The 23,306-nt window shown below is 41.3% G+C and carries 21 protein-coding genes and 1 pseudogene; 9 read left to right on the forward strand and 13 right to left on the reverse strand.

The genetic code is table 11. The features are described 5' to 3' along the window. Positions 1–431: 431 nt before the first annotated feature. The 5 genes from ACGEDC_RS10310 to ACGEDC_RS10330 all read right to left on the reverse strand — a co-directional run bounded on the left by ACGEDC_RS10310 (position 432) and on the right by ACGEDC_RS10330 (position 6,063). Entirely contained in the window at positions 432–1,775 is a 1,344-nt protein-coding gene (locus tag ACGEDC_RS10310) for a HipA domain-containing protein (protein WP_394498071.1), read from the reverse strand. A 3-nt stretch (positions 1,776–1,778) separates the two neighbouring features. Then, on the reverse strand, positions 1,779–2,069 hold the full coding sequence (locus tag ACGEDC_RS10315; RefSeq protein ID WP_394498073.1) for a helix-turn-helix domain-containing protein: 291 nt from the start codon (positions 2,067–2,069) through the stop codon (positions 1,779–1,781). Positions 2,070–2,428: 359 nt separating this feature from the next. Next, the gene (locus ACGEDC_RS10320; RefSeq protein ID WP_394498075.1) at positions 2,429–3,517 is read right to left on the reverse strand and encodes a hypothetical protein; all 1,089 of its coding nucleotides are present in this window, start codon (positions 3,515–3,517) and stop codon (positions 2,429–2,431) included. A gap of 215 nt (positions 3,518–3,732) precedes the next feature. After that, the gene (locus tag ACGEDC_RS10325; RefSeq protein WP_394498077.1) at positions 3,733–5,004 is read right to left on the reverse strand and encodes a tyrosine-type recombinase/integrase; all 1,272 of its coding nucleotides are present in this window, start codon (positions 5,002–5,004) and stop codon (positions 3,733–3,735) included. Between the two features lie 195 nt (positions 5,005–5,199). Then, complete coding sequence (locus ACGEDC_RS10330) at positions 5,200–6,063, reverse strand: YicC/YloC family endoribonuclease (protein ID WP_394498079.1); 864 nt, start codon at positions 6,061–6,063, stop codon at positions 5,200–5,202. 281 nt (positions 6,064–6,344) lie between these two features. Here ACGEDC_RS10330 and lgt point away from each other — a divergent pair, with 281 nt between their 5' ends. Beyond that, on the forward strand, positions 6,345–7,127 hold the full coding sequence (lgt, locus tag ACGEDC_RS10335; protein ID WP_394498081.1) for a prolipoprotein diacylglyceryl transferase: 783 nt from the start codon (positions 6,345–6,347) through the stop codon (positions 7,125–7,127). An 86-nt stretch (positions 7,128–7,213) separates the two neighbouring features. On the opposite strand, the gene ACGEDC_RS10340 is transcribed toward lgt, so the two are convergent. Beyond that, positions 7,214–8,212, reverse strand: a complete 999-nt coding sequence (locus tag ACGEDC_RS10340; protein ID WP_394498084.1) for a 2-dehydropantoate 2-reductase — start codon at positions 8,210–8,212, stop codon at positions 7,214–7,216. Positions 8,213–8,493: 281 nt separating this feature from the next. On the opposite strand from ACGEDC_RS10340, the gene rph reads away from it, so the two are divergent. Then, positions 8,494–9,207, forward strand: a complete 714-nt coding sequence (rph, locus tag ACGEDC_RS10345; protein WP_055025233.1) for a ribonuclease PH — start codon at positions 8,494–8,496, stop codon at positions 9,205–9,207. Positions 9,208–9,311: 104 nt separating this feature from the next. After that, positions 9,312–9,953 carry an orotate phosphoribosyltransferase gene (gene pyrE / locus ACGEDC_RS10350; RefSeq protein ID WP_065110096.1) on the forward strand — a complete coding sequence of 214 codons (642 nt, stop codon included), beginning with the start codon at positions 9,312–9,314 and terminating at the stop codon, positions 9,951–9,953. A gap of 85 nt (positions 9,954–10,038) precedes the next feature. Here the strand turns inward: pyrE and folE are convergent, their stop codons facing one another. From folE to coaBC, 5 genes and pseudogenes are all read right to left on the reverse strand, one after another. Continuing rightward, positions 10,039–10,692, reverse strand: coding sequence for a GTP cyclohydrolase I FolE (folE, locus tag ACGEDC_RS10355; protein ID WP_055025231.1), 654 nt, complete (start codon positions 10,690–10,692; stop codon positions 10,039–10,041). Positions 10,693–10,874: 182 nt separating this feature from the next. Then, positions 10,875–12,838, reverse strand: a pseudogene (locus tag ACGEDC_RS10360) (alpha/beta hydrolase family protein). Between the two features lie 156 nt (positions 12,839–12,994). Further along, positions 12,995–13,588 carry a nucleoid occlusion factor SlmA gene (gene slmA / locus ACGEDC_RS10365; RefSeq protein ID WP_055025229.1) on the reverse strand — a complete coding sequence of 198 codons (594 nt, stop codon included), beginning with the start codon at positions 13,586–13,588 and terminating at the stop codon, positions 12,995–12,997. 34 nt (positions 13,589–13,622) lie between these two features. Further along, on the reverse strand, positions 13,623–14,081 hold the full coding sequence (gene dut / locus ACGEDC_RS10370) for a dUTP diphosphatase (protein WP_055025228.1): 459 nt from the start codon (positions 14,079–14,081) through the stop codon (positions 13,623–13,625). Next, the gene (gene coaBC / locus ACGEDC_RS10375; RefSeq protein ID WP_394498088.1) at positions 14,078–15,247 is read right to left on the reverse strand and encodes a bifunctional phosphopantothenoylcysteine decarboxylase/phosphopantothenate--cysteine ligase CoaBC; all 1,170 of its coding nucleotides are present in this window, start codon (positions 15,245–15,247) and stop codon (positions 14,078–14,080) included. The genes dut and coaBC overlap by 4 nt, the downstream gene beginning before the upstream one ends. 197 nt (positions 15,248–15,444) lie before the next feature. Here coaBC and radC point away from each other — a divergent pair, with 197 nt between their 5' ends. The 5 genes from radC (at position 15,445) to ACGEDC_RS10400 (ending at position 19,152) form a co-directional block, all read left to right on the forward strand. After that, the gene (radC, locus tag ACGEDC_RS10380; protein ID WP_055025226.1) at positions 15,445–16,122 is read left to right on the forward strand and encodes a RadC family protein; all 678 of its coding nucleotides are present in this window, start codon (positions 15,445–15,447) and stop codon (positions 16,120–16,122) included. A 122-nt stretch (positions 16,123–16,244) separates the two neighbouring features. Beyond that, positions 16,245–16,481 carry a 50S ribosomal protein L28 gene (gene rpmB, locus ACGEDC_RS10385; protein ID WP_055025225.1) on the forward strand — a complete coding sequence of 79 codons (237 nt, stop codon included), beginning with the start codon at positions 16,245–16,247 and terminating at the stop codon, positions 16,479–16,481. A 6-nt stretch (positions 16,482–16,487) separates the two neighbouring features. Then, positions 16,488–16,661 carry a 50S ribosomal protein L33 gene (gene rpmG / locus ACGEDC_RS10390; RefSeq protein ID WP_055025224.1) on the forward strand — a complete coding sequence of 58 codons (174 nt, stop codon included), beginning with the start codon at positions 16,488–16,490 and terminating at the stop codon, positions 16,659–16,661. Positions 16,662–17,114: 453 nt separating this feature from the next. Then, on the forward strand, positions 17,115–18,440 hold the full coding sequence (argA, locus tag ACGEDC_RS10395; protein WP_065110094.1) for an amino-acid N-acetyltransferase: 1,326 nt from the start codon (positions 17,115–17,117) through the stop codon (positions 18,438–18,440). A gap of 190 nt (positions 18,441–18,630) precedes the next feature. After that, positions 18,631–19,152, forward strand: coding sequence for a PH domain-containing protein (locus tag ACGEDC_RS10400; RefSeq protein WP_394498092.1), 522 nt, complete (start codon positions 18,631–18,633; stop codon positions 19,150–19,152). A 12-nt stretch (positions 19,153–19,164) separates the two neighbouring features. On the opposite strand, the gene rarD is transcribed toward ACGEDC_RS10400, so the two are convergent. Both rarD and ACGEDC_RS10410 read right to left on the reverse strand, forming a co-directional pair. Beyond that, positions 19,165–20,061, reverse strand: a complete 897-nt coding sequence (gene rarD / locus ACGEDC_RS10405) for an EamA family transporter RarD (RefSeq protein ID WP_080914704.1) — start codon at positions 20,059–20,061, stop codon at positions 19,165–19,167. 171 nt (positions 20,062–20,232) lie between these two features. Next, a complete protein-coding gene (locus tag ACGEDC_RS10410) occupies positions 20,233–20,697 on the reverse strand; it encodes a thioesterase family protein (RefSeq protein ID WP_055025220.1) in 465 nt (154 codons plus the stop codon). Between the two features lie 190 nt (positions 20,698–20,887). On the opposite strand from ACGEDC_RS10410, the gene recQ reads away from it, so the two are divergent. Further along, entirely contained in the window at positions 20,888–22,756 is a 1,869-nt protein-coding gene (gene recQ, locus ACGEDC_RS10415) for a DNA helicase RecQ (RefSeq protein WP_080917350.1), read from the forward strand. Positions 22,757–23,306 lie beyond the last annotated feature (550 nt).

The raw sequence follows: 23,306 nt of genomic DNA on the forward strand, positions 1-23,306 counted from the left end.
AACACTTCAAACTTCAAATCAAATTGGTGATGCTGCTGTACCGATTCGGAACACTTCAAACTCCAAATGAAAAGGTGGTACTGCTGTACCGATTCGGAACACTTCAAACTTCAAATCAAATTGGTGATGCTGCTGTACCGATTCGGAACACGTCAAACTTCAAATCAAATTGGTGATACTGCTGTACCGATTCGGAACACCTCAAACTTCGAATCAAAATGGTGAAACTGCCGTACCGATTCGAAACACCTCAAACTTCAAATCAAATTGGTGATGCTGCTGTACCGATTCGGAACACCTCAAACTTCGAATCAAAATGGTGAAACTGCCGTACCGATTCGGAACACCTCAAACTTCAACCCAAAGTGATGAAATGACAGGACCTATTCGGTCATCGATAGGTACATACTAAAAACAAGTAAAAGTACTCATTACACCTCTATTGTTGAGATCATTGAAGTTTGAGAATTTAGGTGTTGTGCTCTTGATACAATATTGTCTTTCAATTGACCTATGTATACTTGCTCTTCTGCCGAAAAATCATTGGTCTTGATTAGATCTTGAATAAAAGATTCTTCTGTTAAGGTGGAGAGCACTTGTTTTGTTAAATTAGAAAGTAACCTTGCCAGTAATTTTTTATCTATTGCACAAGTTTCGGCAAAATCAGCTAGCTGATAGGCATTGATATCATTGGGATCAAACTCATCTCCCATTGCCATAGCTAACACATGCTTAAATTGAGAAAACATTGCAATATTTACGAGGTCATAAGCAGGAGTGAAGCTACTATTCTCCCTACTCCAAAACAGTGATACGTTTTTTCCATGACTATCATAATTACTAATGATTAAGTTGAATAGCTGCCAGTTGATTAACCATTGTGCGCTTTCAACAGGGGAAGACATTGATTTACTAAACTCAAATAACTTAGGGAGGCTTGCGCCATCTCTTATATGCAATACATCTCTGTTGTCTCCCAAATTTCGTTCGTATTTATAATCCCTAGGCAAGTTCAATGCTTGGCATCCGTCAATGACGTGCCTCCTCAACACTTGTTTTTTCTCCGAGACATATTTTCTATCAAAGCGATGAACAATAAGCGCTGGGTGCTTTCCAAATCGAATAAACTCGACTTCAGCAGTAGGTAAACCAACTGCTGCGGATAACTTCATACAAAAATATTCGTTTAGAACTAGATTTAGGCAATTTTTCTTTTCAAATTTTAAGATATGTGTAGAACATAGCGTTCCATCACCAAAGCCAATTTCGCCATTTTCATTTATGAAGACGTTGAGCTTATCCTGAACCCCAGCCACACTGAGCCTAGGCTTGTCATCCCATGTTAATAAACCTATGTCTTCTTTAGTATCTAGTCTCCTTTCAAGCTCATCTTCAGTGAGTAATCTGAAAGCAGGCTCTTCAGCTTCATTTACACTCTGTTCAATACTGTCAGAAGTAAAGGTGACAGCCCCTGAAAGATCGCCACCTATTTCACGTATTTGTGAGAAAACATTTTTTTCTGATACTCCAGCCCTTTCTGCAAGGAGTAGTCGAGCTTCTCCTTCAGGTAAGGCGTTATCAAGAAAGTTATATGCAACAGAGTTGTCGTGATTATTATCTAGCGTTAGGTTTGGCGATATAGCGAAACCATTTTGTTGCCAATAATCATTGTATTCTAGTTTGGGCAAACCAGTTTCTTTGTTCAGTGATAGTTCACCGATAACATTTTCTGCAAATCTTATATTTAGACTGTAGGCATCTAATTTATCATTCATCAGTTAGACCCACTCGTTATCAGCTATAGTATTGGCGTTCGGAGTGAGTAGCTCTTTTGTTGTTAGCTTTATCCCTAACCCTTGTAAAACCGAAAAGACAGCGGACAAAGTACAATTAGCATTGCCGTTTTCAATACGTGATAGCGTATTTATACCGACTCCACATAGCGCTGCGCAGTCTGCCAGTTTCATATTCAACTTTGTTCGTTTTGCTTTAATTAGCTTACCTAGTACTACTGCATCTTCTATGTGTGCAGAGCTAGGCATGTCTGAAACTTTAACTCGATTAGCCATATTGATATGTACCCAATAATTCACCACTAGTAGTGATTATATTACTACTAGTCACATTAGCAAGAAATATTCACCACTACTAGTGAATAAATTAGATAGTAGTCATAAGATGAATTATATTCACTAGTAGTGGTGAATATAGGGTGTTGTAGTAGTAATTCAACAATAGTTCACTAGTAGTGGTGAACTATTTACAATTAGCTATTACGCAGTAAATTTAGAACTTGAGAAGTAGTAATAGTCGAATCAGTCAAAGCTTTCTCTAGAAGCTCTTTGACCTTTTTAGAAGGTACCTTCGATTCTAGTCGGTTATTGGCTAGTGCCTGCTTAAGAGCATTGGGATTAGTGATGCGCATTGTTTAAGTCTTTCTGTTCAGTGAACACAATCGGTAAGGCAAATTGAGTTGCTGAACAATACTCAGCAACTCTTTACCATTAATAAATAGCTTTTTCTTTAGATCACAAGGGGGAGTAGAGTACATCTGACAAACTTGAACTTTACAAAAGTGTCGATAAGGATTTGATAGATCTATTTGTAAAGTTTCCAATAATGATCGGTGCATGAACAAATGCTCAATTTGGAAAGCCTCACCTTCTCTATGGGCTTTTATTCCTTTCTTCTCTTCCTTAGCGATTTTTTTGCGCCCTATACATTCGTAGCTATGATACCCACCAAAATAAAATGCTAGTTCCCCTTTATCATACTCATAGTAAAATTCATAACTTCTCGGACACATAAATGAAGCCCTCATAAGGATAAGCTGTATTGCTTCTGAATCTAATCTTAAGCGGCTATCATGAATATAATTGAAATGAGAGACTAGGAAATTATCATTTTCTACAAAAATAGCCTCTTTAGCATAGTGTTCAATATAATTATACAGTGGCAAAGAAGGCATATAAGGTCTGTGTCTTCTATCAACATCTTCTTTATTGATCTCAATACAAGGCCCTATAGATACCCCTAGAGCATCTCTTTGCTCCAAGGCTATTAACAAATCAAGCTCATGTTTATAACCTACAACTTCATAAATGTTGCCTACATCTGTAGGTAGCAAGCACAGCTTAATTTCACTTTGTTCATCAAGATTCCAAGTACTTATCCATGATGCATTCTTTGGGAAAAAACTAGACAATATTTTTTTACTAATATTGACTACATGCTCTCGAGTGAGCTTCACTTCAGAAGGAATTAGCTTAAGGATGCAAGATGGAAAGTGCTCTTTAATTAAATGAAAAATATCAGTGAACATTACCTGTTTCTCACTGAATTCACTCAGCACTTCCCAGCTTGGGTAGTCTATTGTGATAGCAATAGCATCTAACACTTCATTTAACTTGAACTGAAGACTAGAAATATTTGAGTTCAATATTTCGATTGTGTGATTTGCAAGATCTTTTAAAACCAAAAGATCATTGTTACTGACTAAATTAGTATATTTAGACATAAAAATCTCCGTCGCCCCATGGAATCTCGATCTGCTTGGACGAAGTTGCTAAATATAAACTAAGTTAAATTTTAAGTGGGTAGCACAAAGGTCAGTGATTCCGTCTAGTTAATGTGCCCAATTAGAATATATTTATGCAACTTATTTTTCAAATATAGTTTTATTGCACTTATATTTGTCCGCTGAGCATTGCTCAGCAGAACTCTATAATTTAGTTAACCAACTGTAGCAGCAACTAAAGGCTTATAGTTAAGTAAAGGCGCAACATATTCACTGAGTTTGTTCAGAGCTTTTACTCGTTCAGGAAAAAAGCCGTAGCAATCATAGGTTTTCTCGACGCCTTTTAAACTATGGTTCATGCATTTTTCAGATACTTCACGGCTTACACCAAGCTTAGAAAGAAACGTGCGAAAAGTGCGGCGTAAATCATGTAAGGTAAAGTGCTCAACACCTGCTTCCTCCATGCGATTAGGACCTCTATCCCGCTTTCCATATGAAATACCAAACAAACAAGCTACAGCATCATTCAAGGTATCAGGCCCAATATGAGGGTATTGACTCGCTTTACGCTTAGGAAAAAGATATTCCGAGTGGCCACTCAGCACTCGTAAATCCTGAAACAGCGGAACTGCTAGATCAGGAATAGGGATCACAAGTGCAGCATCGGTTTTAGTTGAACTTGCAAATAATTTAAAGGTCTGTCGCTCAATATCAACTTGCGTCCATTTTGCTGATAACAGCTCCATTTTCCGTGTACCCAGCATAAGCAATAACGATAGTGCAATATAGGACGACTGTGTGATCTTCACAGGGTTTTCCCTAAAAACTCTAAAGGCTGCTTCTATCTCATGCTCCTCTAAAAATCGCTGACGTTTATTATCTGCTCCCCCTGCATCTTCCGTTTGTGAAAACTCCTGTGCGATATTTGACACAATAACGCTGTACTTAATAGCGACTCGAAAGACACGTTTGATTAAAAGCAAGGCTTGGTTCGCGACCGCTGGCCTACCCGTATCTAGGATACGTTGAATAACGTTATCAATATCATAACTGTTAATGTGCTCCATCCGAACATAACCGAGGTGGGCTTTAATCTCTTTGTTATAGATTCGTTCGTAAACAAAAGCAGTTCGAATTTGCTCGCGCTTTTTAGCTAAATACTTCTGAGCACAATCGTCAAACGTTATGAGCTTAGGGCGGCTTTGGCGCTCCATTTCCAGTTTAGGATCGATACCATCATTTAACTTTTGGCGGCAATCAATTGCGATTTTAACCGCGTCAGGGAAGTCCAATAGTTGCTCATGGTCTTGTCCATAGCTGCCGATTTTGAACTGACATCGCCTTCCCCGAAGTTGGTAACGGAAAACCCAGTTGGCAACACCAACTGATCTTACATCGATATATAAACTTGGATAGACATTCTGAAAGGTAGGATCACCAGAATAAACTAGTGCTTCAATCTGTTTAGATTTATCGGTTTTACTCACAAATTTTCTCCTCAAATTCTCAACCAAAATGTGGTGAGTAAAATGAGGAGTTCAGTTGCTTCAAGTGGTGAGTTGTCACCGCCAAAGTCACCACCTCAAAGCAGGTTTTTATAAAATTCACTGAATATTTTATGAATAAAACCTGAATAAGGCACTAAATCTGGCTGTTTTTGTGAATATATATGTAAAAACTAATCACTCAATATTCTGGATCTGTTCTCTCATCTGCTCAATCAGTACTTTAAGCTCTACCGCTGCGGCAGTGACTTCTGCGCTGATTGATTTAGATGCTAGGGTGTTAGATTCGCGGTTGAATTCTTGCATCATGAAGTCTAAGCGGCGGCCTTGTGCACCACCTTTTTTAAGGATTAAGCGCGTTTCAGCAACGTGTGCGTCAAGGCGATCCATTTCCTCTGCAACATCCATCTTTTGTGCAAGTAATACCATTTCTTGTTCCATACGTGCTGGATCAAGTTCGCCAGTGATTTCGGCTAAACGGTTGGTTAGCTTGTCACGTTGCCATTGCATAACCGCTGGCATGTGCTCGCGAACAATAGCTACTTGCTCAACGATTTGGTCGAGGCGAGTTTGTAGCATGGCGTTGATGGCTTCACCTTCACGGCCGCGGGCTTCGATAAATTGAGCCACTGCACCGTCGAAAGCACCGAGTAAATCTTTATTGATTTCGCCCATGTCTTGTTCTGCACCTGCCATAACACCAGGCCAGCGTAGAATATCAACTAGGTTAATTTGGCCGTGTGGCGCTTCTTTGTTTAACCATTCTGTCGCATTTAACAGCTGCTTGGCTAAGTCTTGGTTTAGGCGCATTTCGCTGCTGCCAGATTCAGACAGTTCGTAACGTAAGTTGACCTCAACTTTACCGCGGTTTAAGCGCTTACGTAGGCGATCACGCAATACTGGCTCAAGGCTACGCATTTGCTCTGGTAAACGTAGGTACGTTTCCAAGTAGCGTTGATTGACTGAGCGAATTTCCCAAGAGGCAGTGCCCCATTCGGCTTTATGCTCAATGCGAGCGTAGGCGGTCATACTTTGGATCATGGTTGAACCCTGAATAGTTAGCAGCAAGTGTGTTGTCGATTATAGTCTGCTGGCATTGAAGGTCAAAGTGTACAAGGGTAAATTCACTTTAAATATCGAAACTTAACCCGTTTTACACGGTCACATCACTGAAGTGTTTATCGCTTTGGGTTATCTCGGCCTGTTAAATGGCGTTATCGATGGGTTTGTCATCGAATTCGTTAAGTGAATTGTTTATAGTAGGCTCAATCACCAACTTAGATCTGCGGATTTAAGGTGTTATCAAATTTTGGAGTAGGCAATTGGACCATTTCGTGTGGAATCTCGACCCAGTATTAATTTCATTTATGGGTCTTAAAGTACATTGGTACGGGGCGTTATTTGCATTGGCGATTGCCAGTGGTTTTCAGGTAATGAAGCGCATGTACAAGCAAGAGGGCTTGGATGTTGAGTCGCTAGATAACTTGCTGATGTATTGTGTGGTGGGGATTATTGTTGGTGCGCGTTTGGCCCATTGTTTCTTTTACGATCCGAGTTACTACTTTGCCAATCCGATGAAGATTTTGGCGATATGGGAAGGCGGCTTAGCCAGCCATGGTGGCGGATTAGGGGCGATTTTAGCGCTGTATTACTACAAGCGTAAAACCGATATGCCGTTTTTATTCTTGCTGGATAGATTAGCGATTGCTACCGCGATATTTGGCTTCTTTGTGCGTATGGCCAACTTTGCTAACTCTGAGATTTTAGGTCTGCCGACCACTAAACCTTGGGGCATTATTTTTGAGCGTGTGGATTTATTGCCGCGTCATCCTGCGCAATTGTATGAAGCGATTAGCTACTTAATTATCTTTATCGCGCTTTATGCTGTGTACAAGTTTACTAACCTAAAAGAAAAGCATGGCGTGATATTCGGCTTGTTCTTATGTAGCGTATTCAGTGCCCGTTGGGCGATTGAAATGGTGAAAGTGAAGCAAGCAGCTTATGCCACTGAGTGGACCATGAGTGCAGGGCAGTTATTGAGTATTCCGTTTTTACTTGTGGGTGTCGCTTTGCTTATTTTACCGTTTGTGAAAAAGCAAAAGTAAGGCTTTACGATAACGTTCTGCCAAAAGAGAACTGACAAAACAAAAAAGGCCGTGACTTATTTAAGTCACGGCCTTTTTTATGCAGATTAAGCGAGTGATTCAATATCGATCTTTTGGCCTTGTTCAAGCTGCTTAATGGCGCTGACGATGGCGGCATTAACGGGGGTGGCGACCTGATGTTGTTGCCCAAGTTTGACCACGGCTTGATTTAAATAGTCTATTTCGGTTTTACGATTAGCTTGTATGTCTTCCCACATGGATGAGCGTGCCTGTGGGTCGATATCAAGCATTTGCTTAGCGAGCACGGTAAATAGGCTGTCGGGTAAGGACAATATCAGCGGCAACCATTGGGGTTTTACTTTGGTAAATTGCGCTAACGGCAAGCGGGCTTTTTGACACACGCTTAGCCATTCTTTCATCGCAAGGCTTAATAATTTACGGGTTTGTTTTTGACTCAGTTGCTGCTTAATAGGCACATCAGTAATTGCATTGAGTGCATTATTAAGGTTAAGCAGTAGTTTGCCGTAAATGATTGGCGCCATATCCTCTACCAAGGTGCAGCTTAAGCTCGCTGAAAGCATTGCTTGTTGGATCGCTTGCGTATGGGGCGTGTTGGCAAAAGTGAATTGGCCTTCGGTGCCTTTATGAAAGGTGGCATGTTCTTTTTGCAGCACGTTAAACGGGGTAATGCCTTGTAACAGCAGCCTTAGCTGCGTTGGGGCGTTAGCGAATGCTTGCTTAACTTCATCTAAACTGCCCAAGCCATTTTGCATTAATACTATGGTGCTTTGCGGGTGGGTTAACTGCAGTAGTTGCTCAGTTATATCGCTAAGTTGATGACATTTTAAGGTGACAAAAATCAAATCGAATCTGGGAGTGTCAGCGTCAACTTCGGTAATCATCGCGTTCGGCATGACTTTTTGATGTAAGCCTTGGTAGCTTGTGAGCGTGATACCTTGGTTGTCGATAATGCTGCGTTTAATACGCTCGCGACAAATTAAGCTGACATCGAGCTTTGCCATGAGTAGTTCACCCGCTAAGTAACATCCTGTTGAACCTGCACCAAAGATGGCTATTTTCATCATTTCCCTTAAAGCATGAGTCACATTCCATTGACCAGTGTGCCGTTTTGTTAATAAAAATCCAATAAGGGTTTTGTTTGACGTGGCATCAAGGCTAACAAGTCACTATAATGCTGTTCAATTATGAGCGTTGGTTGTGGGTTTATCGTGTTAGCTGCTATTTGAAGGCGCTACAAACGATAATATGCCCCGACCTTAGCTAGAAACTTAGGCTTAATACTTAGGTTTAACACTTAGGTTTAACACCCAATTTAGTCACTGATTCCACACAATAGGAAATGCATATGCGTCCAAGCGACAGAACACCAGCACAATCTCGTCCAGTTACGATTACTCGTCAATTTACAGCTCACGCTGAAGGTTCGGTGTTGGTTGAATTTGGTGACACTAAAGTTTTGTGTACCGCAAGTTTTGAAGAAGGCGTACCGCGTTTTCTTAAAGGCCAAGGCCAAGGCTGGGTAACTGCTGAATACGGTATGCTTCCTCGTTCGACTCATAGCCGCATGCAACGTGAAGCTGCACGTGGTAAACAGTCTGGTCGTACGCAAGAAATCCAACGTTTAATCGGCCGTTCTTTACGTGCTGCGGTAGACATGAAAGCCTTAGGCGAGAACACGATTGTTATCGATTGTGACGTGATTCAAGCTGATGGCGGTACTCGTACTGCTGCAATTACCGGTGCATGTGTTGCATTAGTAGATGCATTAAACTGGGCGCGTGGTAAAGGCATTTTAAAAACTAACCCGCTTAAGTTCTTAATTGCTGCTGTTAGTGTTGGTATTTACAAAGGTGAGCCAATCTGCGATTTAGAATATATCGAAGATAGCGCTGCTGAAACTGACATGAACGTTGTGATGACTGAAACTGGCAAGATGATTGAAATCCAAGGCACTGCCGAAGGTGAGCCATTCAGCCACGAAGAGTTATTAAGCTTACTTGAGCTTGCGAAGCACGGCATTCGCGAAATTGTCGATACGCAAAAAGCGGCATTAAGCTAAAGCGTATTTGATTAAGGGGCTGCTTGAATAAGGTGGCCCTTTTTTTAAGCTGTATTTAATACAAAAAAAGATTACCCAACAGATAACAGTGTTAAGGAGATAATGTGAAAGCATATCAACGTGAGTTTATTGAATTCGCTCTTGAGCGTCAGGTATTACGCTTTGGTGAGTTCACCTTAAAATCAGGCCGTACTAGCCCTTACTTTTTTAATGCGGGTTTGTTTAATACGGGTCGTGATTTAGCACGTTTAGGTCGTTTTTATGCTGCTGCATTGGTTGATTCTGGTATTGACTACGATTTAGTGTTTGGTCCGGCTTACAAAGGTATCCCTATTGCGACAACGACTGTTGTAGCGCTTTGCGATCACCATGATAAAGATGTGCCTTACTGCTTTAACCGTAAAGAGAAAAAAGATCACGGTGAAGGTGGCTCGTTAGTGGGTAGCGAGCTTGCGGGTAAAGTGATGTTAGTGGATGATGTGATTACCGCCGGTACAGCTATTCGTGAGTCGATGGAAATCATTGCTGCCCACGATGCAAGCTTAGCAGGTGTGTTAATCGCACTTGATAGACAAGAAAAAGGCAAGGGCGAGTTATCAGCGATTCAAGAAGTTGAACGTGACTTTGGCTGTGCTATCGTATCTATCATTAAGCTAGGTGATTTAATCAATTACTTATCTGAAAAACCAGGAATGGAAAAAGAGTTAGCGTCAGTGAGCGCTTACCGTGAGCAATACGGTATTTAATCCATCTTCGTTAAAAACAAAAGCCAGACTTGATGTCTGGCTTTTTTGTATTTGTTTTGCATTGAGCAGGGTTAATGATTGCTAACTAACACTTAGACTGGTGTAAAAACTCAGCACGGGTTGCTGGGTTTGATTTAAAAATCCCGCCTAATGCCGTGGTGGTGGTTGAGCTGGTGGAGTCCATCACGCCGCGAGATTTAACGCAGTAATGCACCGCATCCATTTTAACGGCAACATCTTTAGTTTCAAGCAAGGTTTGCAGTGCAACTAAGACTTGCTGGGTCAGTCTTTCTTGTACTTGTGGGCGCTGGGCAAAAAAGCGCACAATGCGGTTTATTTTTGATAAACCGATAATTTTAGTGCGAGGCAAATAGGCGACAGTGGCATAGCCATCAATGGTCACTAAGTGATGCTCACAAGTGCTGGTAAGGCTAATGTCTTGCACCCGAACCATTTCATCAACGCCCATCTTATTGTCGATGACAGTGATTTTAGGGAAGTTCTCATAATCAAGCCCTGAGAAAATCTCATCAACATACATTTTAGCAATGCGGCGAGGCGTATCCATTAAGCTGTCATCTGATAAGTCTAACGCCATTAGCGTTAACACTTCTTTCATGTGATGCTCAATTTTTTCTTTACGCGCTTCTGGAGTATGAGTTTGCGGCAGCATCGGGGTTTCTAACCCTTGCTCAGTCAGTGCTGTTTTGACCTTTATTGCAGCTTCACTTAATGCCATCTTATCCTCCAACCACAGGGGTAATGCGTACTACTGAGTGTATGTTATGAACCGTGATACTGCTGCAAATGCCGTATCACGAGGGAGGGGATAATAACGTGATTTGAAGCAAATTAATATTACTGACATAAAAAAAGCCGACCTTTTTAGTCAAGTATCGGCTTTAGTGGTGAGGTGACGAATTAGAGTTTGAGGTTACTTTTTAAAAAACTCAGCATTTTATCGTAATATTTTGCCCTATGGTCATCGTTATAAAAACCATGGCCTTCATCATCCATAATGAGTTTTTCATAGGGATGTTTGTTTTGGTTCAGCCCTTTTTCTAATGACTCTAATTGCTCAATCGGTGCTCGTTCATCATTGCCACCATGCACTAGTAGTATGTTTGCTTTCAGTTTATCAGTATTAAAAGCAGGTGACATGTTTTCTAGCTGCTGGATGTTTTCTCCAAGGACTTGTTTTAAATAGCTATTGCCGCTACTTGTTTGTTGTATATCACCTTCCTCAAACATCATTTTTAAATCGTAGACACCAGCAAATCCAATTGCACATTTGAATAATTCAGGTTCAATGATTGCGCTTTGAAGTGCACTGTAGCCACCAAAACTAGCACCTACGATACAAATTCTGTCTTTATCTACGAAGCCTTGATCAATTACATACTTGGTACCATCGATGATGTCGTATTGAATATCAGCTCCCCATTTTTGATAACCGTCTTGTTGGAACTGTTTACCATAACCACCAGAACCTCGAAAGTTAACTTGTAAAACGGCCATTCCTTGGCTGGCAAGCAATTGACTTTGGGGATCAAAAGACCACCAGTCTCGCACGTAATGTGGACCACCATGTGGATTAACAATTAGCGGTAAGTTCTTGGCCTCTTTGCCTTCAGGTAAAGTTAAATAACCAGAAATAATTTTTCCATCACGACTCGTGAAGCTTATCGGCTTTACTTCTGCCATTGCATCAGGATCTAACCAGCTTTTTCAGATGCGAGATAGTCTAATGTGACTTTTTCTGTATCAAATAGGTAGTAGTCACCGGGATTTTTATCGTTAAAAGCTTTAATCACGAATAGTTTTGCATCTGTTGTTTCACTGATAATTTGCACTTGATGACCGGGGAGTGATGCAATGAGTTGCTTCAGTAATTTTGTATGATCATCTTTTTGATCAACGAAAGCATATGTTGGATAGCCATCTTCATATTCAACTGCATAGAGCTGTTTAGACTGTTTGTTGATCCAAAAGTTACTTGGATCAACATTTTCATCATTAATGATCTTTTCTTTTTGGCCACTGACTAAGTCAATTTTATAAATACTTACAGTTTGATTATTTTCTCTAGCCGCTGCATAAATGGTGCTTGCTTTTCCTGCAAATGAAATAGGGTGAAAATCAGTTAACCCTACATTGAGATCATTGGCATTTATCCAATCACCATCTTGTCGATAAAACGTGTGTAATTCGTTGTTTTTATTAACCCCAGAGACGAATTTAACTTCGCCTTCATTGTCAGTTAAAAAGCTTGGGTTACCGATGGGGGATGTGGCTACTTTTCTCCTAACACCAGTTTTAACATTGACTCTGTAAACATGTTGTAAGCTATCGTTGCCCAATGAAGTGACGCTTCCCCAAGGAATTGCATTAACTAGCATATACTTATCATTTTCAGGTAATGGGTCTAAAATATATGCAGTGGCTCTAATTGATGTATTTCTCTTAATATTTGAACCAGTTTGCTGCTCGCTGCTATTGTAGCCAAATAAATATTTTCCTTTCGAGCCGTCAGCATTAACAGCCATAAGTTCACCATAATACTGGGGAACATCTGTCCAGCCTTTAAGATAGACTTTTTGCAATACGATTCTATCTTGGTTGACCCACTCATAATTTCCGACTTCAGCATTCCCTGGAAAATTTATCGCACTAATCATTTTTTTAGTTTCAGTTTCTAAAATAATTAAGGTTTTTTTACCATCATGGGTGGTCAATGCGCTGAGAAAATCACCATTTGGTGATATTTTTACATGGCTATACTCAGCGCCTTTACTATATAAAGCTGCCTGAGATAAAGAAGTTGCACTTAATATTGAGGGGAAAACAGCGAGCAGAAAACTTGCAATAATAGCAGTGTATTTCATAAACATCCTTGTATTTTTATCGGAAAAACCTATCGACTTCTATCGATTAATTCTATTTTTGTCATCTTAAAGTACGACTTTTAAGTCATTAATACAATTGTTTACATAAAAAAACGCACCGAAGTGCGTTTACATTATTGTACTTTGAAGGCTGATTTAGCTGCGTAACAACTGCTGCTGAACAAATTGCCATTGCTCGTCAAAGTGCTCGGTAGGTTTTTGTTTAAATTCACTACGAACAAATTGGGCGATTCTGCCTTCGGCGATAGCTAATAATAAGTTTGCTAAAATGGCTTCATCTAAATTAAAACCATGGCCTTCACGTAAGGTTTTTTCACGCAGTATTTGCTTAATTTGGGTTTCAATTTTGGCAAATAAACCACTGATGCGGCTGCGTAGACGCTCGTTCTCGCCCAGTAGTGCGTCGCCATTGAGTACCCGTGAAATACCTGGGTTACGCTCAGAGAAGACTAGTAATAGCTGTAAGACTAATTCACAGCGTTTCATGGTGTCTTTCTCTTCATCCATAATCAGGTTTAAACGAGACAAAATCGCGTCTTCAATAAACTCAATTAAGCCTTCAAACATTCTTGCTTTACTTGGGAAGTGGCGATAAAGCGCCGCTTCAGAAACACCAACTTCAGCTGCCAATTTAGCAGTGGTAATACGTTGGCCAGGGCTGGTTTCCAGCATGTGCGCGAGACACTGTAAAATGTGCTCACGACGATTTATTTTTGGGCTAGCCGCCATTTGTTATTCCTAGGCTTGTGACTACTTGTAAAGGTTATTTGGTACCTGAGTGACCAAATCCGCCTTCACCACGATCTGAGGTATCAAACTCATCGACTAAGGTAAATTGTGCTTGAACAACAGGAACAAACACCAGTTGCGCTAAACGATCACCTATTTCTAATGTAAAAGGCTCATCGCTACGATTCCAGCAAGACACCATTAATGGTCCTTGGTAATCAGAGTCAATTAAGCCGACTAAGTTACCTAACACAATGCCGTGTTTATGCCCCAAACCTGAGCGAGGCAAAATCACTGCCGCAAGACTTGGATCGGCAACGTGTACTGCAATCCCTGTGGGGATTAACACTGTTTTACCTGGCTCAATGACCATGGTGGTATCGATCATGGCGCGCAAGTCCATACCAGCACTGCCTGGTGTGGCATAGTTTGGTAGTGGAAACTCGCTGCCTATGCGGGAGTCGAGTAACTTTAATTCTACAGGTGTCTTCATGATGTTTTTATTTTTGTTGCTATTAAAGTAAGTAATTGTTTTGCTAGGGTCAGTTTATCGGTTGCTGGCAGCTGTTGACTACCGTCCTGCCAAAAAACATGTAATGCATTGGCGTCAGCATTAAAACCAAGCCCAGCGATTGATACGTCGTTTGCGGCAATTAAGTCCAACTTTTTTCGCTCAAGCTTGCCACGGGCGTATTCTTCTACGTTATCGGTCTCAGCAGCAAAACCTACAGTGAAAGGACGATTTTTTAATGCGGCTACATTGGCAAGAATGTCTGGATTACGGATCATCTCAAGCTGCATATTCTCAGCTGATTTTTTGATTTTTGATTCTGCTACTTCAGCAATGCGGTAATCTGCGACAGCAGCACAGCCTATAAAGATATCTTGACCATCAACATGCTCCATAACAGCATCAAGCATGTTTTGGGCTGATTCAACATCAATACGGTTGACATGACTTGGGGTCGCTAAATTGACTGGCCCTGATACTAAGGTGACTTCAGCGCCCATTTGTGTCGCTGCTGTGGCCAATGCGAAGCCCATTTTGCCTGAACTATGGTTAGAAATATAACGCACTGGGTCAATCGCTTCTCGAGTTGGGCCTGCTGTGAGGAGTAGTTTGACTCCGGCTAATGGTTTAGGGCCAAAGAAATTGATGAGCTGCTCAGCAATGGCTAACGGCTCCATCATCCGACCGGGACCCACTTCGCCACAGGCTTGGTCGCCACTCGCTGGTCCCCAAACTGTGATGCCTTTGCGAGCAATATTGGCAAGGTTTTCTTGAGTGGCTTGATTACGATACATTTGCTGGTTCATGGCTGGACACACTATCACTGGCGCTTCTGTGGCTAAACAAGTGGTAGTTAGCAATTCATCTGCCATGCCAGCATTAATGCGGGCAATAAGGTTTGCTGTTGCTGGCGCTACGATGACTACATCAGCCCAACGAGCTAATTCAATGTGCCCCATTGCAGCTTCAGCTGCGGGATCCAGTAAGTCAGAAGCAACAGGGTGACCTGATAAAGCTTGAATGGTTAACGGGGTGATAAATTCCATGGCGCTTTGGCTCATGACCACACGAACATCTGCGCCACGTTCTTTGAGGCGACGAATTAAGTCAGCACTTTTATACGCGGCTATGCCACCACCGATACCCAAAAGGACTTTTTATTTGTCAGCATGTTTACTCAATCCTGCTATCCAGTTCATTGGCGCTACAATATCACAATCAACCTAAATGGTGACGATCCGAAATTAAAATTTTCGTCCATACTCTATGGTTATGTTGGCAGTGATGCGTGAGCTAACAGGAATATTGACTGAATTTGATTTAAGCAATAAACAAGGGAGTGTTTATGGCAATAAAAGATTGGCCAGAAGGAGAAGGTCCACGAGATAAGTTACTTCATCATGGGGCTGGGCACTTATCAGATGCAGAATTATTGGCTGTATTATTGCGAAATGGGTTAGCAGGCCATAATGCGGTGGATTTGGCTCGAGGAATGATCACAGAATTTGGCGGATTACGGGCTTTATTTTCAGCATCACAGTCTCAAGTGTGTCAATTAGCGGGTGTTGGGCCGGTAAAATTTGCTCAAATGCAGGCTGCATCGGAGATTTCGAAGCGAATTTTTCAAGAAAATATGCATCGAGGACAAATTTTAATAAATCCTGATTTAACTCGGGACTATTTAATGAGACAATTAGCAGACCGATCCTATGAAGTGTTCGCATTATTATTGTTGGATAGCCAACATAGAGTGATTCAGTTTGTAGAATTATTCCGCGGAACGATTAATTCGGCATCAGTATATCCACGTGAAGTGGTGGCGTTGGTGCTGGAGAAAAAGGCTGCGGCAGTCATAGTGTGTCATAATCACCCGTCTGGCATTGCAGAGCCAAGTCAGGCAGATCGGCAAATTACTGACAGATTAAAAAAAGCCCTCTCTACTATCGATGTTTCTCTATTAGATCATATGGTTGTAGGTGATCAGCAGATAATATCCTTTGCTGAACGTGGGTGGATATTTTAAACAACACTTGATCTTAGTTTTGTTATCGTGTATAAAATGCGCCCTCTTTGTGCCTCGGGCGACGGCCACACGAGGCACATAAATGCTCGAGCGTTTTAAAATTGTTTTTGGAGAAGATTGACATGTCAAGAGTATGCCAAGTAACTGGCAAGAAGCCGATGGTTGGTAACAACCGTTCGCACGCTAAAAATTCGACTCGTCGTCGTTTTTTACCTAACCTACAAAACCACCGTTTTTGGTTAGAAGAAGAAAAACGCTTCGTGCAACTACGTGTATCTACTAAAGGTATCCGTATCATCGATAAAAAAGGTATTGAAGTTGTAGTTAAAGAACTTCGTGCCCGCGGCGAGAAGGTATAATAGAAAATGGCTAAATCTAAAGGTAATCGTGAGAAGATCAAATTAGTATCTAGTGCTAAAACTGGTCACTTCTACACTACTGAAAAAAATAAGCGTAACATGCCTGAAAAAATGGAAATCAAAAAATTTGATCCAGTTATTCGTCAGCACGTTATCTACAAAGAAGCTAAAATCAAGTAATTGATTTTTCCTCCTTTTAAAAGCCCCTTTTTAGGGGCTTTTTTTGGCCCTTTTTCAGCCCCACCAATGTCATCCCAACTCTCTTATCCATTTTTAAGTAGCAATATATCTTTACAGTGCTTTGTACTGATTATTTAGTGTGAGTATTAAACTTGTCATCTTGGCTGATTAGGCTGCGTATGACTGAGTGCTTACCTGTATATTGGCCAACTATTTTACAAACCATGGCAAAAGGGTCGCTTTAATTAAGTGATTGGCTAGCTGATATTTTATCGAATACTAACGTGACACCGCTTTTGAGACTTTTTTGAATAGTTAAATACTAAAAATCGCTAAATATCCCAATAAAAGTCTTTTAAAGTGAATTTAAATGCAATAATATTGATTAATTATATTGGTGTCGTATTTAGAATAGACACTGAATACCGTTAAGTTTATTTGTTAGGGGTTAATGTGCCTTTAAGAACCACAGAACTTGTTGATGGATTCCGTCACTCAGCGCCATATGTCAATGTGCATCGCGGCAAAACCTTCGTTGTGATGCTTGGTGGCGAAGCACTATTACATAATCAATTTAGAGGCATTCTCAATGATGTCGCCTTGTTGCACTCTTTAGGGATTAAAGTCGTGCTAGTTTATGGTGCCCGCCCTCAAATTGACGCGGCATTGCATGATGCGAACATCGAGCCTACGTATCACAATGGTGTGCGTATAACCGACGAAGACTCGCTTAAAGTCATTAAGCAAGTTGCCGGTGCGGTGCAATTTGATATTACCGCGCGCTTATCGATGAGCTTGGGTAATACACCGATGCAAAATGCGCAAATCAACTTAGTGAGCGGCAATTTTGTTATTGCACAGCCATTAGGTATTGATGATGGCGTCGATTTTTGCCTGACTGGCAAAGTGCGCCGTATTGATACCCAAGGGTTAGAGCGTCAATTAAATAATAACTGTATTGTGTTAATGGGTCCTATGGCGGTCTCAGTGACTGGTGAGTGTTTTAATTTAACGGCTGAAGAGGTTGCCACCCAAGTGGCGATAAAGTTAAAGGCAGATAAGATCATCGGCTTTAGTAATACTCACGGCATTTTAGATGAGTCAGGCGAGGTGATTGCCGAGTTAATGCCTAATGGCGCACAAGCTATTTGGGATGACATGAATCAAGCTGGCGAAGCCTGTGTTGGTACTATGGCCTTCTTAAAAGCCAGTATTGATGCGTGTCGTAATGGCGTGCCACGTTGTCATTTAGTGAGTTACCTTGAAGATGGCACCTTGTTGCAAGAGTTATTCTCTCGTGAAGGTATTGGTACCCAGATTGTGACCGAAAGTGCCGAACGATTACGCCGGGCAAACATTGGCGATATCGGTGGTATCTTAGATTTAATTAGACCACTAGAAGAGCAAGGGATACTGGTTAGACGCTCTCGTGAGCAACTGGAAATGGAAATCGAACAGTTTATGCTGATTGAGCGTGACAGTTTGGTGATTGGTTGTGCAGCACTGTATCCATTTGAAGAAGATAATGCCGGTGAGTTTGCTTGTTTAGTCGTGCATCCCGATTACCGTGATGCCGACAGAGGTAGCGTGCTATTGAATAACATTATTGGTCAAGCCAGAGTCAGAGGCTATTCACGGCTATTTGCCTTAACGACTCGCAGTATTCATTGGTTTTTAGAGCATGGCTTTAATATTGTTGAGGTTGATGCGCTGCCGAATGTCAAAAAGCAGCTATATAATTTTCAACGTAAATCAAAAATATTGGCCCTAGATTTATAAGGTATATTTATAACACTAGATTTGAACATTAATGTTGAATACGTGATTGTTTGATACTTACTGAAATGCCACAACATGTTAAGCCATGGGGTGGCATTTTTGTTATGCTCGCAAAATATTGCATTATTCCAATCACATGCTCTATTAAGTTGGGCGCTTAATAAAAACGAATTTTAGGTATAGAAAATCAATGAATATAGAACTGGCAGGGCTAACAGCGAACGGTTTAGCTAATTTCATCGGCGTTATGATGGGCTTATTGCTGCTCACGTTACTTTTAAAACTGAAAAAGATGCCAAGCATGGCCGTTTACGCAAGCTTAGGGATAATTATTGCGGTGTTTGGTTTGTTTTCTATTACCTTGTATCAAACGCAACATGCGGGGTTATCGGTCGAGAAAAGTCATCAGGTGACACTGACTATTCCACTCTACGGACAAGTATTTCAGCAAGATGAATTAGTTTGGCAGCAGGCCAGAGTGATTAATCTTATTGAGGTGCCTCAATATATGCCTACAAGACGAACGAATGGTCTTGGCTTGTCAGGTTACTCATTAGGATGGTTTACGCTGCAAAACGGCGATAAGGCGTTAGTATCAGTGACTACAAACGAGAATGTCTTGTTGTTACCCACTGAAAAGGGGTATTCGTTGTTGTTATCGTTAGAAAACCCGCAAGCAGCAATAACAAAAATGACTGCTTGGCAGGATTAAGTCAATTGGCTGTTAGCTTTGCTTTAAACGACGGCGTCGTTGTAGTGCCATATCGGTAGTAAAGACCACTAAAGCACTCCAAATAAACCCAAAGGTGATGCCCTTTTCAATATCGAATGGTTCCTTGTATAAAAATATTGCCAAAATAAACATGATACTGGGACCGATATACTGAAAGAATCCCAGCATCGATAGGGGGATGCGCATGGCTGCACCAGCAAAGCACAATAATGGCACTGTAGTGACAATACCTGCTGCAATCAGTGTGAGGTTCATTGTCATATCATTAGTCAGCATATTCGCGCTGGCAGTGTCTAATGTGAGCGCTAAATAGCCGAGTGCGATAGGGAGCAAAATAGCGGTTTCAACTAATAAGCCTGTTTTAGCGTCGATATTGACCTTTTTACGCAATAAACCATAAAAGCCAAAAGAAGCTGCTAATGCCAGAGATACTAAAGGTATTGAGCCGAATGAAATGAGCTGAATCAAAACGCCAATACTGGCTAGCGCCACAGCAGCCCACTGCAATTTGCGTAACCGCTCAGATAAAAAGACCATTCCCAATAGCACATTAAATAATGGATTAATGAAGTAGCCTAAGCTGGCATCAAGCATTTGATCGTTATTAATGGCCCAAATAAATATCAACCAATTAGCAGCAATGAGCACCGAGGTGAGTGCTAACACCAGTAACTGTTTGGGCTTTTTCAGCAAGGTCGTTAAGCGAGAGAAACCGCCCAAAAACTGCATTAAAATGATAATAAAAATAAATGACCACACGACACGGTGCGCTAAGGTTTCCAGCGCAGAAACGTCACTCAGTAACTTGAAATAAAGCGGTGCAATTCCCCATAGACAGTAGGCACAAATGGCAAGGGCTATGCCTTTACGATGTTCAAGATCTTGCATGGGAATCCAGTATGAAGCGATAAAGAAGGCGATTGTAGGTGGCTTACGGTAATCTCTCAAGTAATTCGCGAAATCATTTTACGTATATTGAATATACAAAAACTTTACAGTTGCCAAATAGACACTGATGTTCAAATGAATTATTCGCATCTGGCTACTCAACCCATCATATCAGCCAACCATATAAGTTCCCGTGCCAAATGCGATATGAGTACCTTGTTCATTATGCAGCTCCATTCGGCACACTGAAACACGATTACCTGAACGGATCACACATCCTGTGGCTGTAAATATTTCTCCTCGGCCTGGGCGAAGGTAATCGACTCGCATATCAATTGTACCGAGCGTAGTGAGCCGTTGTTCTAACGCTTCAATGGTCCAATCTTCTCGGCTTGAAACTAAGCCTGCAAAACAGGTTAACCCACCGACAACATCGAGCAGTGTGGCTGTCACTCCACCATGTAATATGTGTTGATGAATATTGCCAATGAGTTCGGGTTTCATTTTAATCACCACTTCAACACCGTCGATATCGTAACGCTTGATTTCTAATCCGAGTAGATTATGAAAAGGAACATGCTTATCAAAAATATCAGCCACTTGTTGTAATACTTTACGTTGAACGTCCGTGGTCATAGTTGGCCTTTAGTTAGCAAGTCATGCTGAAATACATGAACGTGATGAGATAGAGTATTTAATCTAACTTAATTAGCTTTATAAAATCAATGGTGCATATTTGAGCAGTTGAGGTCAGCTATTGCGCATTGATTCGAGACATATGCACAGCAGTGCTTTAAAATGGCGCTTCTTATCTTCAGCTCAAAAGATGGACAATCATATCTCAGGTTCAGTAGAAGCACAGCCGCAGCAGATTTCAGTTCCCACTCCAGCATTGGAGCAGGACGCACTCGGCTACCATTTACAACAGATATTTGGCTATCGTGACTTTAGAGAAGGTCAGCGTGAGATTATTGAGCAAACGTTAAACGGCCAAGACACATTAGTTATCATGCCCACAGGTGGCGGTAAAAGTATGTGTTATCAGCTGCCAGCTTTATTACTGCCAGGGTTGACAGTAGTGGTGTCACCTTTGATTTCTTTGATGAAAGATCAAGTGGACAGCTTAACTCAATCTGGTGTTGCGGCAGCTTATTTGAACTCATCCTTGCCTCGTGAAGAAACGGTGGCAATACTACGTCGTTTGCATCAAGGTGAAATTAAGCTGCTATATGTATCGCCAGAGCGCTTACTTCGTCCTGACTTTATTGAACGTTTACATGAATTACAGGTATCTCTGTTTGCCATTGACGAAGCGCATTGCATCAGTCAATGGGGCCATGATTTTAGACCTGAATATGCCGCCCTTGGTCAGTTAAAACAGATATTTCCATACATTCCACTGATGGCGTTAACAGCTACTGCTGATCAAGCAACTCGTGAGAGTATTTGCCAGCGTCTTCATATCACGCCATTTTGCTTATTATCTAGCTTTGACAGACCTAATATCCGTTACACTGTGGTCGAAAAGCTCAATGCGGCTAACCAGCTAAAGCAGTTTTTACAACTGCAAAAAGGCAGTAATGGCATTATCTACTGCAGTAGTCGACGCCGTGTTGATGAGGTTGCTGATCGCCTAAAGCTGCAGGGCTTCAGCGCTGCTGCGTACCATGCGGGTATGACACAAGAAGAACGTGTTGATATTCAAGATAAATTTTTAAAAGATAAAATCGATATTGTAGTGGCAACTGTTGCCTTTGGCATGGGGATTAATAAATCCAATGTCCGCTTTGTAGTGCATTACGATATTCCGAAAAGCGTGGAGTCTTACTACCAAGAAACAGGCCGAGCAGGACGAGATGGCTTAGATGCTGAAGCTTACATGTTATTTGACCCTGCTGATATTGGGCGCGTGAAGCATTTAATTGAGCAATCTGAGCCCGGTCCGCAACAAGATGTGGAGTTCCATAAAATGAATACCATGGCGGCGTTTGCTGAAGCGCAAACATGCCGCCGTCAGGTATTACTGCATTACTTTGATGAAAGTGCTGATAAGCCTTGTGGTAACTGCGATGTCTGTATTGACCCGCCTAAAAAGTATGATGGCAGTGAAGATGCTAAAAAAGTTTTGTCTTGTATCTTTAGACTAAACCAGCATTTTGGGGTGAATCAGGTCATTGACGTGTTACGTGGCTCAAAAGCGGCCAATGTGATGGATCGTGGCCATAATAAGTTATCCACTTGGGGAATTGGCAAGGAGCAAAGCCATGAGTATTGGTTGTCGGTTACACGTCAACTCATTCACCTTGGACTGGCTTCACAAGATATTACCCGTGGTTCATCTGTTAAGCTCAACGAATCAGCAAGAGCCGTGTTAAAAGGCGAGGTGACATTGCAACTTGCAGAGCCTCGTATTCAATTAGTGACCACTAAACGTCGCAGTAGCGCCTCTCGTGCGCCGCAGCAATACGACAGAAAGCTCTTTGCACGCCTGAAATTACTACGAAGAGAGCTGGCCGAAGAGCATGACGTTCCGCCATATTTAGTATTCAATGACGCAACATTAGCAGAAATGGCGGCAATGGTACCCACGAGCGCCGGAGAAATGTTAGCGGTGAATGGTGTTGGTGAGCGTAAGTTAAGCCGATTTGGTAATGCCTTTTTGGATGAAATTAGCCAATACTTAATCGAAAGCTAGTTAATCTTTGGTACAAGGCTTATTGCGTTATCATCAAGGATGTTAGCGAGCCGTTTTAATGCTAGGTAATGAAAGCGTGATGGTTCTTCACCTCCTCAGTTCTTCACTTCTTCAGTTCTTCACTTCTTCAATTCTCGTTTGTCGTCAATTTTAGCTCTCTTATATTTCACTAGCTTGATTTCATCATTCTCGTTATGGCCTTCCTTTGTGTGCAACCGCTTTGATTAGGTTATCGCGCAAACATGATTAACAGGTGTTTTTAATCACGAACGATCTATTTCATTCAGTTACTATGCTAGTCCCATATTCAATGTTTGCTGGCTGCGTATTGATTCGCATGGCTGATATAACAAAAATGGCTTAATCACTTCAAAAAATTTATGCACTTTTTTATTGGTGGTGATACTTAGTTGTTTGATGCAAATTATTTTTGAAAATAAATCCTAGAATCAGCGTATATCAAGGTTTACGTTGGGTTTTTCTTTATCGCTACACTGTTTTAGGGAAGATTGACTGTCGAGTCTGATTTAGCTTTAAGGGATAATTGAAC

The sequence above is a fragment of the Shewanella sp. ENK2 genome (assembly GCF_043568515.1).
Lineage (GTDB): Bacteria > Pseudomonadota > Gammaproteobacteria > Enterobacterales > Shewanellaceae > Shewanella > Shewanella japonica.